12 protein-coding genes and 1 tRNA gene are annotated in these 14,874 nt (G+C 70.2%); 6 read left to right on the top strand and 7 right to left on the bottom strand.

The annotated features are described in order from the left end of the window. Nucleotides 1-163 precede the first annotated feature (163 nt). Together LGR69_RS18280 and LGR69_RS18285 are read left to right on the top strand one after the other, a co-directional pair. On the top strand, nucleotides 164-1,372 hold the full coding sequence (locus tag LGR69_RS18280) for an acetyl-CoA C-acetyltransferase (RefSeq protein ID WP_007561696.1): 1,209 nt from the start codon (nucleotides 164-166) through the stop codon (nucleotides 1,370-1,372). Between the two features lie 121 nt (nucleotides 1,373-1,493). Continuing rightward, entirely contained in the window at nucleotides 1,494-2,003 is a 510-nt protein-coding gene (locus LGR69_RS18285) for a DUF2059 domain-containing protein (RefSeq protein WP_230366891.1), read from the top strand. 33 nt (nucleotides 2,004-2,036) lie between these two features. On the opposite strand, the gene LGR69_RS18290 is transcribed toward LGR69_RS18285, so the two are convergent. Further along, nucleotides 2,037-2,816 (bottom strand): EAL domain-containing protein, encoded by a 780-nt coding sequence (locus LGR69_RS18290; RefSeq protein ID WP_230366892.1) that lies wholly within the window; start codon nucleotides 2,814-2,816, stop codon nucleotides 2,037-2,039. Between the two features lie 113 nt (nucleotides 2,817-2,929). Here LGR69_RS18290 and LGR69_RS18295 point away from each other — a divergent pair, with 113 nt between their 5' ends. Beyond that, the gene (locus tag LGR69_RS18295) at nucleotides 2,930-5,128 is read left to right on the top strand and encodes a 3-hydroxyacyl-CoA dehydrogenase NAD-binding domain-containing protein (RefSeq protein WP_230366893.1); all 2,199 of its coding nucleotides are present in this window, start codon (nucleotides 2,930-2,932) and stop codon (nucleotides 5,126-5,128) included. Between the two features lie 159 nt (nucleotides 5,129-5,287). On the opposite strand, the gene LGR69_RS18300 is transcribed toward LGR69_RS18295, so the two are convergent. From LGR69_RS18300 to LGR69_RS18315, 4 genes are all read right to left on the bottom strand, one after another. Further along, nucleotides 5,288-5,518, bottom strand: coding sequence for an aspartate/glutamate racemase family protein (locus tag LGR69_RS18300; RefSeq protein ID WP_307354626.1), 231 nt, complete (start codon nucleotides 5,516-5,518; stop codon nucleotides 5,288-5,290). 108 nt (nucleotides 5,519-5,626) lie between these two features. After that, on the bottom strand, nucleotides 5,627-6,496 hold the full coding sequence (locus tag LGR69_RS18305) for a 3'-5' exonuclease (RefSeq protein WP_230366894.1): 870 nt from the start codon (nucleotides 6,494-6,496) through the stop codon (nucleotides 5,627-5,629). A gap of 70 nt (nucleotides 6,497-6,566) precedes the next feature. Beyond that, a complete protein-coding gene (ligA, locus tag LGR69_RS18310; RefSeq protein WP_230366895.1) occupies nucleotides 6,567-8,996 on the bottom strand; it encodes an NAD-dependent DNA ligase LigA in 2,430 nt (809 codons plus the stop codon). Nucleotides 8,997-9,060: 64 nt separating this feature from the next. Continuing rightward, entirely contained in the window at nucleotides 9,061-10,344 is a 1,284-nt protein-coding gene (locus LGR69_RS18315) for an MFS transporter (RefSeq protein ID WP_230366896.1), read from the bottom strand. Between the two features lie 127 nt (nucleotides 10,345-10,471). On the opposite strand from LGR69_RS18315, the gene LGR69_RS18320 reads away from it, so the two are divergent. The 3 genes from LGR69_RS18320 to LGR69_RS18330 all read left to right on the top strand — a co-directional run bounded on the left by LGR69_RS18320 (nucleotide 10,472) and on the right by LGR69_RS18330 (nucleotide 12,580). Next, nucleotides 10,472-11,164, top strand: coding sequence for a 4'-phosphopantetheinyl transferase family protein (locus LGR69_RS18320; protein ID WP_230366897.1), 693 nt, complete (start codon nucleotides 10,472-10,474; stop codon nucleotides 11,162-11,164). Between the two features lie 79 nt (nucleotides 11,165-11,243). After that, nucleotides 11,244-11,320 (top strand) — tRNA-Pro (locus LGR69_RS18325). Between the two features lie 204 nt (nucleotides 11,321-11,524). Further along, on the top strand, nucleotides 11,525-12,580 hold the full coding sequence (locus LGR69_RS18330) for a hypothetical protein (protein ID WP_230366898.1): 1,056 nt from the start codon (nucleotides 11,525-11,527) through the stop codon (nucleotides 12,578-12,580). Between the two features lie 7 nt (nucleotides 12,581-12,587). Here the strand turns inward: LGR69_RS18330 and tgt are convergent, their stop codons facing one another. Together tgt and queA are read right to left on the bottom strand one after the other, a co-directional pair. Beyond that, on the bottom strand, nucleotides 12,588-13,727 hold the full coding sequence (gene tgt, locus LGR69_RS18335) for a tRNA guanosine(34) transglycosylase Tgt (protein WP_230366899.1): 1,140 nt from the start codon (nucleotides 13,725-13,727) through the stop codon (nucleotides 12,588-12,590). Further along, complete coding sequence (gene queA, locus LGR69_RS18340; protein ID WP_230366900.1) at nucleotides 13,724-14,788, bottom strand: tRNA preQ1(34) S-adenosylmethionine ribosyltransferase-isomerase QueA; 1,065 nt, start codon at nucleotides 14,786-14,788, stop codon at nucleotides 13,724-13,726. The genes tgt and queA overlap by 4 nt, the downstream gene beginning before the upstream one ends. Between the last annotated feature and the right edge of the window lie 86 nt (nucleotides 14,789-14,874).

Genomic DNA, 14,874 nt, shown 5'->3' on the forward strand with positions numbered 1-14,874 from the left:
CGAACCCCGATCGGGCGCGCTTCCGTTTCACGGGGCTGCAGGCTGACCGTTTCGCGGCGGCCCGGGATGGTCTGACGCGTCCCTGCCGTGGCAGACTGGCGCTCAGCGAATCGACCCGTTAAGGCCGCGTCGCCAAGAGGCAAGAACACGCTGGGGAACGCCGATGCCCGAAGCCTTCATCTACGATCACGTCCGCACGCCGCGCGGCCGTGGAAAGGCGGACGGCGCGCTGCATGAGGTGACGGCTTTGCGCCTGGCCGAAACGGCCCTGCGGGCGCTGAAGGACCGCAACGGCCTCGATACGGCGCTGGTCGACGACGTGATCCTCGGCTGCGTCGATCCGGTGGGCGAGGCCGGCGGCGACATCGCCCGCGCCGCCGCCCTGGTCGCCGATTACGGTGACCATGTCCCGGGCGTCCAGATCAATCGCTTCTGCGCCTCGGGCCTCGATGCGGTGAACTTCGCCGCCGCGCAGGTGATGAGCGGCCAGCACGAGATGGCGGTGGGCGGCGGCGTCGAATCCATGAGCCGGATCGGCATCGGCGCCTCGGGCGGCGCGTGGCCGGTCGATCCGGCGATCGCCATCAAGTCGTATTTCATGCCGCAGGGCGTCTCGGCCGACCTGATCGCCACAAAGTACGGCTTCTCGCGGGACGATTGCGACGCCTACGCGGTCCGCTCGCAGGCGCGCTCGGCCAAGTCCTGGGCGGACGGGCTGTTCGGCGGCTCGGTGGTCCCGGTGCGCGACGTGAACGGCATCACGCTGCTCGACCGCGACGAGCATATGCGGCCGGGCACCGACATGCAGTCGCTCGCCGCGCTGAAGGCCTCCTTCGTCCAGATGGGGCAGATGGGCGGGTTCGATGCCGTGGCGACGGATGCGCATCCGGATGTCGAGACGGTCAACCACGTCCACCATGCCGGCAACTCGTCGGGCATCGTCGACGGCGCCGCCGCGGTGCTGGTCGGCTCGAAGGCCGCCGGCGACGCGGCAGGGCTGCGGCCGCGGGCGCGGATCCGGGCCTTTGCCAATATCGGCTCGGACCCCGCCCTGATGCTGACCGGCCCGGTGGACGTGACCCGCAAGGTCCTGGCCCGGTCCGGGCTGAGCCTGTCCGACATCGACCTGTTCGAGGTGAACGAGGCCTTCGCGGCGGTGGTCCTGCGCTTCTGCCAGGCCTTCGATCTCGATCCGGAGGTCGTCAACGTCACCGGCGGCGCGATCGCCTTGGGCCATCCCCTCGGCGCCACCGGCGCGATGATCCTCGGGACGGTGCTCGACGAGCTGGAGCGCACCGGCAAGGAGCGGGCGCTGGTCACGCTCTGCATCGGTGCCGGGATGGGCACCGCCACAATCATCGAGCGCGTCTGAGCGGGGGTGCGGCGCGGGGGCGGAACACGGCCGCTCCCCAAAGCCCGGGAACGCTGCTAGAGGCGCGGGCGACGGTCGGCCCAAATCGGGTCCGGACGATAAAACATTGGGAGTCGAGCCCTTGAACCGCCTGATCGCGACGCTCTGCTTGGGCGTCTCCCTGAGCCTGCCGCTCGCCGCACGTGCCGACGAGGCGTCCGACCGCGTCGCCGAGGCGACCTCGCTCGTGAACAAGACCCTGATCAAGAACCTGCAGACCGGCTTCAACGTCGCCCTGGAGAAGACCGTGGCGCCGATGCCGGAATCGCGCGCCGAGGCCGTCCGCAAGGAGCTCTCCGACGAGTTCGAGAAGCAGCGCGGCCTCATGATCGAAGGCCTGTCGAAGGAATACGCCCAGAAGTTCACGCTCGCCGAGCTGAAGCATCTGGACGAGATCTATTCCGATCCGACCTACCTCAAGTTCCAGACGATGAACGCCGACCCCAACTCGGCGGTGACCGCGATCTCGCAGAACTCGGTCACGAAGCTGCTCAACATGCTGGCGGTGGCCGCAGCCACCGACAACGCGCCCAAGACCGGTGCGCCGCCGGTCCCGCCGCCGGCGGCTCCGCCCGCTCCGGCCACGAAGTAGCCGGTGCCGTCCCCCGCGCGCGATGGGCTGGCTTCAGGCCGCGCGCGCGGCCGCCCGGGGTGTGAACCCCTCCACCTCGGGCAGCGCCTCGAGCTGAGGCTTGGCGAAGTGATAGCCCTGCATGAGCGTGATCCCGAGGCCGCGCAGGGCATCGCACTCCGACGCGGTCTCGATGCCCTCGGCCAGAACGGTGACCCCGAGGGCGCGGGCGATCGCGATGATGCCCGCGACGATCGCGTGCCGTCCCGAATCGGTATCGATGCCGCGCACGAGCTCCATGTCGATCTTGATGAGATCGGGCCGGAAATTCGCCAGCAGGTTGAGCCCTGCAAAGCCGGCGCCGAAATCGTCGAGGGCCGTCAGGAAGCCCTGCTGGCGATAGGCGGCCACGATCCGCTTCACATGCTCGATGTCTTGGAACCGCTCCTGTTCGGTGAACTCGAACATGATGCGCCGGTAGGAGAAGTCCACGCGCCGTGCGGCCTCCAGCGAGGCGCGGATGCAGGCATTCGGCTCGTAGACCGCGTTCGGCATGAAATTGATCGACAGGCGCGTATCGCTGTCGCGCGGCAGGAGGCGCCCGGCCAGCTCGATCGCCTTCACGCGCGCCGCCTGGTCGAACTGGTAGCGCGTCGCGTCTGTGACCCGGTCGAGGATCGTGCCGGCCGGCTCGCCGTTGGGCCCGCGCACCAGCGCCTCGTAGGCCCAGACATGTCCGGATCCGACATCGACGATGGGCTGGAACGCCATCGTGAAGTCGAAATCGAGGGCGGCACCGTCGCGACACGCGCGACAGCCTTTGTCCTTCGTCATGGAGCGATTCCGTCGGTTCCCCCCGACCAGCGGATCATGCGCCCCAGCACTCAATGCAACCTTAACGTAAAACCCTCGGCATTTTGACGGCGAGACTTTGGGAGGACGGCACCATGACGTTGACGGATTTCCGCTTCGAGACCGACGCCGACGGTATTGCGGTGGCGACCTGGGATATGCCCGGCCGGTCGATGAACGTCATCACCGAAGGGGTGATGGACCAGCTCGAGCAGATCATCGAGCAGGTCGCCTCGGACGCCGCGATCAAGGGCTGCGTCATCGCCACCGGCAAGGACAATTTTTCCGGCGGCGCCGACCTCACGATGCTTCAGGGGCTCGGCCGGGCCTACGAGCAGTTGAAGGCCGAGCAGGGCGAGGAGGTGGCCATGCGCCATTTCTTCGAGGCGTCGCGGCGGCTCTCGCTGCTGTTCCGCCGGCTCGAGACCTGCGGCAAGCCGTTCGCTGCGGCGATCCAGGGCCTGTGCCTGGGCGGCGCCTTCGAGCTGGCCCTGTCCTGCCACCACCGGGTCGCCTCCGATGATGCGAAGACGCGGGTCGGGCTGCCGGAGATCAAAGTCGGCTTGTTCCCGGGCGGCGGCGGCACCCAGCGGGTCGCCCGGCTGATGCAGACCGGCGACGCGCTCCAGATGCTGTTCAAGGGCGAGCAGATCCGCGCGCCGATGGCCAAGGGCATGGGCCTGATCCACGCGGTGGCGCCGCAGGCCGAGATCGTCGAGCGCGCCAAGGCCTGGATCCGCGAGGGCGGCTCCGCGGTCGCCCCCTGGGACGTGCCGAAGTTCAAGGCGCCCTCCGGCAAGGTCTACTCGCCCGCCGGCATGATGATCTGGCCGCCGGCCAACGCGATCTACCGCCGCGAGACCCACGACAATTATCCGGCCGCGAAGGCGATCCTGGCCTCGGTCTACGAGGGCCTGCAGCTGCCCATGGACCTCGCCCTGCGGGTCGAGAGCCGGTACTTCGCCCATATCCTGCGCTCGAAGGAGGCGGCGGCGATGATCCGCACGCTGTTCATCTCCATGGGCGAGCTGAATAAGGGCGCCCGCCGGCCGAAGGACGTGCCCCCCACCACCTTGCGGCGGGTCGGGGTGATCGGCGCCGGCTTCATGGGCGCCGGCGTCGCCTACGTCACCGCCCAGGCCGGTCTCGACGTCGTGCTGGTGGACCAGTCGGTGGAGGCCGCCGAGAAGGGCAAGGCCTACGCCCACACGCTGATCACCGGCCAGATCAACAAGGGGCGCGCCAAGACCGCCGATCGGGACGCGCTGCTGGGACGGATCACCCCCACGGCGGATTATGCCGCTTTGGCGGGCTGCGACCTCGTGATCGAGGCGGTGTTCGAGGACCCCACGGTCAAGGCCGAGGTGATCCAGAAGGTCGAGGCGGTGATCGGCCCCGACACGATCTTCGCCTCCAACACCTCGACGCTGCCGATCACGGGCCTGGCGAAGAACTCGCAGCGGCCGGATCGGTTCGTGGGCATCCACTTCTTCTCGCCCGTCGAGAAGATGATGCTGGTCGAGATCATCAAGGGTGAGGCCACCGGCGACGCGGCGCTCGCCACCGCCCTCGATTACGTGCGGCTGATCAAGAAGACCCCGATCGTCGTGAACGACGCCCGCGGCTTCTTCGCCAACCGCTGCGTCGGCGCCTACATCCTCGAAGGCCACAAGATGCTGGCCGAGGGTGTGCCGCCCGCCATGATCGAGAGCGCCGGCCGCCAGGCCGGCATGCCGGTGGGCCCGCTCTCGCTCAACGACGAGGTCGCCCTCGATCTCGTGCTCAAGATCGCCAAGGCCACCGAGGCGCAGGTCGGGGCGGGGGCGGTCGATCCGGCCCAGAAGACGATCCTCACCGCCATGGTCGAGGGCCAGGGCCGGCTCGGGCGCAAGAACCGGAAGGGGTTCTACGATTACCCGGAAGGCGCGCCCAAGCGCCTCTGGCCGGGCCTGGCGGAGCTGCAGCCCAACCGCCTCGACCCGGAGGCGGTGGACTTCACCGAGCTGAAGCAGCGGCTGCTGGTGGTCCAGGCGCTCGAGGCTGCGCGGACCGTCGGCGAGGGCGTTGTCACCGATCCCCGAGAGGCCGATGTCGGCTCGATTCTCGGCTTCGGCTTCGCGCCGTTCACGGGCGGCACCCTGTCCTACATCGACTTCATGGGCGCGGATGCCTTCGTGGCACTCGCCCGCGGGCTGGAAGCCAAGCACGGATCCCGATTCCGGGTGCCCGACACCTTGGCGGCCATGGCCGAGCGGGGCGGGACTTTTTATGGGGAGCAGAAGCGCGCCGCCTGATTTTGGCGGAAGCCTGTCAGACTTGGGCCAGAGAGCCGTTCCCGATCGCCTCGGGAACGGCTCAGCTCGCGGCGTCTATGGCTGGTCAAGCACCAGCATAGTAATGCGAACGATGTCGCGCGCGGTTGCTGCGTTCCGGACCTACCTGGACGCTTCTGTTCAGACGGCGAGCGCGCTCTCGATCGCCGACTCGGCGTGAAGCGCGGTCGTATCGAACAGCGGGACGGGACTGTCCGCCGCCTGAACGAGAAGCATGATCTCCGTGCAGCCCAAGATGATGACCTCGGCACCGTCCGCGACCAGGCGGGCCATGATGGTGCGATAAGCCTCGCGCGACGCGGGTAACACCGTTCTTGATACCAGCTCCGCGTAGATGATCCGATGGATCACCGCCCGATCGTTCGCATGGCATCCCCCTCCCGCCGAACTCAGACGGGACATTGCGCCGAAAGCGCGGCTGTCGGCGAAGGATGGTACGCGGGCGAAGCGCCGATCCGCTCAGGCGATGCCCAGGACCCGCGCCTGCGCGCCGAGCATGCGGGCCAGCAGCTCCACGTCGCCGGCATTATCGGACAGCAGGTCGGTGATGTCCCCGACCTCCAACGCCTTCACGTGGCGGCACCGCATGCCGTAGCGGCCGGCCGTGCAGGTGCAGCGCAGCTGCGGGCCGCCGGCCCGCTCCTCAAGCACGACATCGTACCGGTTGCCGGTCGATCCCCGCATGGCAAAGCTCAACGCCGAGGGCGCCGCCGGGAAGGCGGCCATGGCGCGGTTGCTGATCGCCCCCGGAGCCCGGCGGGGGAGCGGCGGACCGCTCGCCACACGGGTGACCGGCACGCCGATCGCCGAAGCGAGGCCGTGGACATCCGGCGTCTCGGTCTGGCGCATGGCCGCCAGCGCGATCGCCGCGCAGGCATAGGCATCCTCGCCGGCATCGTGGTGCTCGAACCGGATGCCGAGGCGCCGGGCAACCTTGCCAAGGCCGCACCCCTCCGGCGCCGGAAACACCCGGCGGGCGATCTGGACGGTGCAGAGATAGGACAGGGCCGGCACCGGCAGCCCGGCGCGGGCGAGGCCGGCGCGCAGCACGCCGATGTCGAAGCTGGCATTGTGGGCTAGGATCAGCCCGCACGTCAGGTCGCCGAGATAGGGCGCCATCACGCCGGCGAAATCCGGCTGGTCGGCGACATTGGCCGGCAGGATACCGTGGACCCGGATGTTGCCCGGCGAGAACCGCATCTCCGGCGGGCGGATCAGGTGACTTTCCCGGCGGACGATGCGCCCGTCCGCGATCCAGGCGAGACCCACCGCGCAGGCGCTGTCGCGCCGTTCGTTGGCCGTCTCGAAGTCGAGGGCCAGGACCGTCATCGCGGGTGGACCATGCCGGGGAACGTTCTCGGGGTGTTCCCGACCGGTCTAAGCCGGCGCGACTCGCGCATCAACCCTCGGCCAGCATCCCCAGCCAGTCGTCTTCCGACACGACCCGGACGCCGTGCTTCTCCGCGTCCTTGAGCTTCGAGCCGGCCCCGGGGCCCGCCACCACGAGGTCGGTCTTAGCCGAGACCGATCCCGAGACCTTCGCGCCGAGCCGCTCGGCCACCGCCTTGGCCTCGTTGCGGGTCATCTTCTCCAGGGTGCCGGTAAAGACCACGGTCTTGCCGGCAAAGGCCGAAGCGGCGGCCGGCCGCTCCATGGGCTCGACCGTCACCTCCTCCAGCAGGGCCGCGACGGCGTCGGAATTGTGCGGCTCGGAGAAGAACAGGATCAGCGCATCGGTCGCGACCGGCCCGATCTCGCCGTCGTCGGCGAACAGCCGGTAAGCATCGCCGGGCTTCTGCTCGGCGGCACGGGCCAGCGCGGCCCGAACGGCGTCGGCGTCGCCGTAATGTTTCAGAAGGTTCTCGCGCTGGGGCGCGCTGAGGCGCGCGCGCGGCCCGTCGGCGGGCGCGTCGTCGGGGAAGCCGAGATCGAGCAACCGGTCCCGGGTCGTGCCGCCGACCCGCGGCACGGCAGTCAGCTCGACCCAGTCCGGCCCCGGCTGGACGGCCGCCGCCTCCTTGATGGCGGCGATCAGCGTCGGCATGTCGGGAAAGCGCTTGGCCAGCGCCTTCGCGGTGGCCTCGCCGATCTGCGGGATGCCGAGCGCGAAGAGCAGGCGGTTCATAGGAACCCGGCGGCGGGCCTCGACCCCGGCCAGCAGGTTCTTGATCGCCTTGTCTTCCTCCTCGCCCTTCTTCTTGGCGGCCTTCTTCGGCGGCTCGGTGGCCCCGGCCTCGGCGCGCCGCTCGGCCGAGAGCGCCTCGCGCCGTGCCACGACCGCCGCTTTCAGCGTCTCGAAATCCAGCCGGAACAGGTCGGCGGGCTGGCGCACCAGCCCGGCCTCGAACAGGACCTCGATATAGGTCTCGCCGAAACCCTCGATGTCGAAGCCGTTGCGCGACACGAAGTGCTTGAGCCGCTCGACACCCTGCGCCGGGCAGATCAGGCCGCCGGTGCAGCGCCGGATCGCGTCGGGGCGGCCGGTGCGCGGATTGACCGCGCGCACGGCGCGGCTGCCGCAGGCCGGACAGGTCTCGGGAAAGACGTAGGGCGCCGAATCCGGCGGGCGCTTGGTGAGGTCGACATCCATCACCTTCGGGATCACATCGCCGGCGCGGACCACCGTGACCGTATCGCCGACGCGGATATCGCGGCCGTCGCGGATCGGCTCGCCGTCGGCGCCCACACCCTTCACGTAGCCTTCATTGTGCAGGGTCGCGTTGGACACGACGACGCCGCCCACCGTCACGGGCCGCAGCTTCGCCAGGGGATTGAGCGAACCGGTGCGGCCGACATTGATGACGATGTCCTCCACGATCGTCGTGGCTTCCTGGGCGGCGAATTTGTGGGCCAGGGCCCAGCGCGGCGAGCGCGAGACGAAGCCGAGCCGCTTCTGCAGCGCGAGGTCGTCGACCTTGTAGACGACGCCGTCGATGTCGTAGCCGAGCCCGGCGCGGTCCGCCTCGATCTGCCGGTAATGGCCGAGCATCGCCTCGATATCGGTGAAGGTCCGAGTGAGGGGGTTCACCGGCAGGCCCCAGGTGGCGAAGCGCTGGAGGACGCCGAGTTGCGTGTCGGCGATCGGTCCCGACAGCTCGCCCCAGGCATAGGCGAAGAATTTCAGCGGGCGGGAGGCGGTGATGCTCGGATCGAGCTGGCGCAGGCTCCCGGCGGCGGCGTTGCGCGGATTGGCGAAGAGCGGTTTGCCGGCGGCTTCCTGGCGGGCGTTGATGGCGGCGAAATCCGCATGCGACAGGTAGACCTCGCCGCGCACCTCGCAGATCTCCGGCCAGCCGGAGCCTCCGAGAACCGCCGGAATGTCCTGGACCGTGCGGGCATTGGCCGTGACGTTCTCGCCGACCTCGCCGTCCCCGCGGGTTGCCGCGGTCTCCAGCCTGCCGTTCACGTAGCGCAGCGACAGCGACAGGCCGTCGATCTTCGGCTCGGCCGTGAAGGCGAGGGGCGTCTCGTCGGGCCAGCCGAGGAAGCGCCGGACGCGGGCCACGAACTCGGCGACTTCCTCCGCGTCGAAGGCGTTGCCCAGCGACAGCATCGGCACGGCATGCCGAACCTTGGCGAACTTTTCCGAGGGCTTCGCGCCCACCGACGTGCTCGCGGCACCCGTCCCGGCGAGATCGGGGAAACGGGTCTCGATCTCCTCCAGGCGGCGGCGCAGGCGGTCGTATTCCGCATCCGAGATCTCGGGCGCGTCTTCCTGGTAGTAGAGGCGGTCGGCCTCAAGGATCGCGTCCGAGACCCGTGCGTGCTCGCTCCGCGCCTCCTCGGCGGTGAGATCGAGCTCGGGCGTATCGGGCTTTGCGGTTGGCATGGGGGCGTTCTAGCGCATCGCGGGCCCTACGGGAGCCTGCGGCTGGGCGGCATCCCCGCTTCTCTCAACCGCGTGGTGCGAGCAGATCGCCGCGCCCGACCAGCAGGAAGGCGCCGAGGAACATCGCGGCGACCACGCCGCTCAGGGCCGCCAGCGGCAGCACCGGGACGAGCCAGCCCGACAGCGCCGTGCCGGCGACCGAGCCGAGGTTCATCGCGGCCATATAGACCTCGAACTGCGTCGCGGCGCCGGCCCTGCCGCGGCTGGCCTGGAGCAGGGCCGGCATCAGCGCGACGATCAGCAATCCCGGCAGCGCATGGGTGAGCGCCAGGATCAGGGGGGCGGCCGACCCCAGCAGGCCGGCCGCGATCAGGATGCCGGCCAGCACGAAGGTCATGAGGCTCGCGAGCAGCAGGGCCCGCAGGGGCCCCACCGGCCCGGCACGATCCGACCACAGGCCGATCGCGAAGGCGCCCGCGGTGCCGCTCACCAGTGCCAAACCCGCCTGGAGGCGGGACAGGGTCGCCGGGTCCCAGCCCCGGCCCTGGAGCAGGTCGATCGAGAAGGGCAGCTCGAACAGCCCGAGGGCGGCGTCGAGGCCGAAGCAGAGGGCGAGCAGCTGCAAAGCCCGCTTCCGCCGCAGGGCGAGGCCGAGACGGCGCAGGAAACGCGAGAACGGCACGCGCCGCGGCGGCGGCCCGCACCTGCCGACATGCAGCAGCGCATCGCCGGGTGCTTCGCGCACGAGAAGCATCGGCAGGCTCGCCAGGATGCCGGCGGCAAGCAGCGCGGACAGGCTCACGCTCAGCCCGTAGCCCGCCAGCATCCATCCGAGACCGGCGGCGCTGAGGCTGGTCCCGGCGACGAACCCGGCCCGCGTGCAGGCGCTGACCCGGCCGAGCTCGGCCGCGGGGACGTGGTCCATGATCAGCCGGTCGCAGGCGGTGTCGAGCAGGGACGCGAACAGGCTATGGACCAGGAAGGCGAGACCGAGCAGGCCGACCTGATCGACCCCGAGCAGCAGCATCAGGGCGATCGTCGCGTGACACCCGAGGATCGCCGCCACCGCGAAGGGCCGGCGCCGGCCCATGCGACGATCCCCGGAGCGATCGACAAGCGGACCCCACAGGATCGGCTGCAGCGTCCAGGGCAGGCCGGCCAGGGCGAAATGAAACCCGACTTCGGTTGCGGCGACGCCGTGCGCGGCCAAGTGATTGGCCAGAGCGGTCAGCGAGAATCCGGCGATCAGCCCTTGGTAGAGATAGGTCGTGAAGAACACACCGTAGCGAGCGCGCCGCCCGGCCAGATTCGGAGCCTGCAGCCATGTCCGATCGGACCGGCCGCTCAAGTCGTGATGCACTTGCCGACCCGCTGCCGCACGACGATGCTCCCCCACCCGCCGTCACCGGACCCGAACCCGTGCCGCTTCGTCACAAGCACCTTACGGCCTGCAGAGCCCTGTCGGGACGCGTCGCGTGAGCGCGGCCGAAGTCTGGATCGTCGATCTCGCGCTTTCAGCCGCGGAGCTCGAACTCTGCGGCACCGTTCTCGACGCGAAGGAGCGTGACCGTGCCGGCCGCTTCCTCCGTCCGGCCGATCGCGCCCGCTACCAGGCGAGCCATGCAGCGCTTCGGCTGATCCTCGGCGACGCGCTCGGCCTCCCGCCGGGCGACATCCGCCTGAAAACCGGCGCTGCCGGCAAGCCCGAACTCGTCGACGGCTCCGTGGGCTTCAACCTGTCGCATTCCGGGGGACGCGCCCTCGTCGGACTCGCGCGGACTGCAGCCATCGGTGTCGATGTCGAGGAGATCAGGCCCATCCCGGACGTCCTGCGCATTGCACGCGGGCAGTTCGCGTCCGACGAGGCCGCAGCCCTGGCGGCACAGCCCTCGCAGGCGATCAACGCGGCTTTCTTCGGGCTATGGACCCGGAAGGAGGCGGTGGTGAAAGCCTTGGGCACCGGCCTGTCATTGCCCCTCGACCGCTTCAGCGTCAGCGTGCCGCCCGCGCCCGCGCGCCTTCTGCGCACGTCCGACGGCGGCGCGATGACTCTTGCCGACATCGATGCCGGACCGGATTACGCAGCCACGGCGGCGGTGCAATCCGGCGCGGCTACCGTCGCGGTCCGGCATCTGGCCCAGGACTGGCCGAGCCGTCTGCGCAGATAGCCCAACACCGGCCTTGCGGTCCGGGAAAGGCGCGGCTATAAGCCCGCTGCCGGCAGTTGCGGACACGCAATTCGGCCTTCGGAGTGTAGCGCAGTCTGGTAGCGCACCACGTTCGGGACGTGGGGGTCGCAGGTTCAAATCCTGCCACTCCGACCAAGCTCCTTCATGGAGTGGAGGTCTTCCCGCCTTATCGCAGTGTTGGTTCGATCGCGTTCTCTGGAACGTGCTCGCCGGCGCTTGGCGATCCTTTCGGACAGATCTGTCGACCTCACCGTCTTGAGCGGACCGGTGCAGCCTGCTCGGCGGGAGCGGTCCGACCGAGGGCGACGGCCTCCGTCGAACCTTGTATGCGGCCTGCCTATGGCCTCTGAAACACAAGCCGGTTTCCGCTACGTCGAGACGTCGCCTGCCGCCTGGGCCGGCTTTGCACGGCTGTTTCTGATCGGCGCGGCTGTCGTGGGGGTCGCCGCATTGCTCGGCATCGCGCTCCTCGACCCCTACGGCTTGCGTGCGGCCCCCGGCCATCCGCCGGGCCCGATCATGGATACGAACCAGCGGCTCTCCTACCCGCAGATCGCCCGGGGCGGTGCGTTCGACGCCGCCGTGTTCGGGACCTCGACGGCGCGGCTGCTCGACCCGGCCGCCCTCGATGCCGCCTTCGACGCGCGCTTCGCCAATCTGGCCATGAACGCCGCGACCCCGGACGAGCAGATCCGCCTGGCTGAACTCTTCCTCGCGCACCGGCCGGTGAAGGCGGTCCTGTTCGGCCTCGACACGACCTGGTGCGCCGCCGATCCGCCGGCCCGCACCGCCAACGCCTTTCCGGACTGGCTCTACGAGACCGGCACACCCTGGGGCGTCCTGCACCAATTCAGCCTGCGCGCGCTCACGACCGCGACGCAGGCGGGGCTCGCGCGCCTCGGCCTGACCCGCCCGCGAATCCGCCCCGACGGCTACGCCGTCTTCACGCCGCCCGAGGCTCTGTACGATGCCGCGCGTGCCCGCGCGCATATCCGGGCCGGCGCCCTCGATTCGGCGGCATCCTTCGACCGGCCGGATGCCCCGATGCCGGCGCTCGCGCGGCTCGATGCGCTCCTCGGACGCGTCCCGCAGAACGCCTTGAAGCTCCTCGCCTTCATGCCGGTCCACGCGGCCGCGCAGGGCGCGCCCGGCACCCCGGCGGGCCGGCGGGAGCAGGCCTGCAAGGCCCGTGTCTCGGCGATCGGTGCCGGACACGGAGCCGTCGTGGTCGATTTCCGCTTCGCCTCGCCCGTGACCACGCAGGACGCGAATTACTGGGACGCGCTGCATTACCGCCTGCCGGTGGCGGCGCGGATCGTGGCGGGCCTGAGAGAGGCCGTCAGCGCAGGCGCCGACGACCCGGCCGGGTTCTACCGGGTCCTGGCCCACCCGTAACGCGCGCCTATCCGGCGGCGGCGCGCTCGGCCCGCACCCAGCCCTCCCGGGTGCTGGCGCAGTAATCCGCGAAACGCCCCTCGCGGATCGCCGCCCGGGCGCCCGCCATCAGGTCCTGGTAGTAGGCGAGGTTGTTCCAGGTCAGCAGCATCATGCCCAGGATCTCGTTCGACCGGACGAGATGGTGCAGATAGGCCCGGGAATAGTCCCGCGCGGCCGGGCAGGACGAGGTCTCGTCCAGCGGCGCCGTATCCTCGGCATGGCGGGCATTGCGCAGGTTGACCCGGCCGTTCCGGGTATAGGCGAGGCCGTGGCGGCCGGCCCGGGTCGGCATCACGCAGTCGAACATGTCGATGCCGCGGGCGACCGCCCCCAGGATGTCGTCGGGCGTGCCCACGCCCATCAGGTAACGCGGCTTGGCCTGCGGCAGGTGCGGCTCCACGGTCTCGATCATGGCGAACATCACCGCCTGCGGCTCCCCGACCGCGAGGCCGCCGACCGCGTAGCCCTTCAGGTCGAGGTCGGTCAGGGCGCGGGCGCTCTCGATGCGGAGCGCCGGGACGTCGCCGCCCTGGACGATGCCAAATAGTGCCTTGCCCGGCTGCTCGCCGAACGCCACCCGGCAGCGCTCTGCCCAGCGCAGGGACAGATGCATGGCCTTCTCGATCGCCTTGTGCTCGGCCGGCAGGCGCACGCACTCGTCGAGCTGCATCTGGATGTCGGAGCCGAGCAGGCCCTGGATCTCGATCGAGCGCTCCGGGCTCATGTGATGGGCCGTGCCGTCGATATGCGAGCGGAAGGTCACCCCCTGCTCGTCGATCTTCCGCAGGGCCGAGAGCGACATCACCTGGAAGCCGCCGGAATCGGTCAGGATCGGCCGCTCCCAATTCATGAAGGTGTGCAGGCCGCCGAGCCGCGCCATCCGCTCGGGGCCGGGGCGCAGCATTAGGTGGTAGGTGTTGCCCAGCACGACGTCGGCGCCGAGCTCCCGGACCTGACCGGGATACATCGCCTTGACGGTCGCGGCGGTGCCCACGGGCATGAAGGCCGGCGTGCGGATGTTCCCGCGCGGCGTCGCGATCTCGCCGGTCCGGGCGGTGCCGTCCTGCCCGTGCAGGGTGAAGCCGAAGGGCACGGTCTCGGTCATGGCATGTCCGCGCGCGGGCCCGGAAACAGGAGGCTGGCGTCGCCGTAGGAGTAGAAGCGGTAGCCGCTCCGGATCGCGTGCGCGTAGGCCGCCCGCATCGTGTCGAGGCCCGAGAAGGCCGAGACCAGCATGAACAGCGTCGAGCGCGGCAGGTGGAAATTGGTCACGAGCGCATCGACCGCGCGGAACCGGTAGCCGGGCGTGATGAAGATGTCGGTCGGCCCCGAGAACGCCGAGAGCGTGCCCGCGGGGCTCGCGGCGCTCTCCAGCAGGCGCAGGGCCGTCGTGCCCACGGCGACGATCCGGCCGCCGGCGGCCCGGACCGCGTTGAGGGCGGCGGCGGTCTCGGCATCGAGGATGCCGATCTCCGCATGCATCCGGTGGCCCTCGGTATCGTCCGCCTTGACCGGCAGGAACGTCCCGGCGCCGACATGCAGGGTGACGTGGTGGCGCTGCAGGCCGGCTGCGTCGATCGCCGCCAGCAGGTCATCGGAGAAGTGCAGCCCCGCGGTCGGCGCGGCGACGGCTCCGGGATGGCGGGCATAGACGGTCTGATAGTCGGTCGTGTCGCGGGCGTCGGTGGGGCGCTTGCCGGCGATGTAGGGAGGCAGGGGCAGGGCGCCTTCCAGCGCGATCTGGGCGTCGAGGTCTGGGCCGGCGCGGTCGAAATCGAAGACGATCTCGCCGGCCTCGCCCTTCTCGACGACGGTGGCGCGGAGGTCCCCGAACTGAAGCGCGTCGCCGGCCGTCAGGCGCTTGGCCGGCCGGGCGAAGGCGCGCCAGCGCGCCGGCGCTTCGCGCAGGTGCAGCATCACCTCGGTGCGCTGCCCCGGAGCGCCGGGGCGGGTGCGCACGCCGATGAGGCGCGCCGGGATCACCCGCGTATCGTTGAAGACCAAGGCGTCGCCGGCCCGGAGCGCACCGGGCAGGTCGCGCACGCTGCAATCCGCCAGGGCATCGCCCGGACGCACCACGAGGAGCCGCCCGGCATCCCGCGGCTCGGCCGGGCGCAGGGCGATACAGCTCTCCGGCAGATCGAAATCGAACAGGTCCACGCGCATCGCCGGGTGCCTGCACCGAACCGGACGCGGTTTCAACCTCGGAACCGGTTCGCACCCCTGCCGGTTCTCGCCTCACCGAAGCGGGA

It is taken from the genome of Methylobacterium brachiatum (assembly GCF_020523825.1).
GTDB lineage: Bacteria > Pseudomonadota > Alphaproteobacteria > Rhizobiales > Beijerinckiaceae > Methylobacterium > Methylobacterium brachiatum.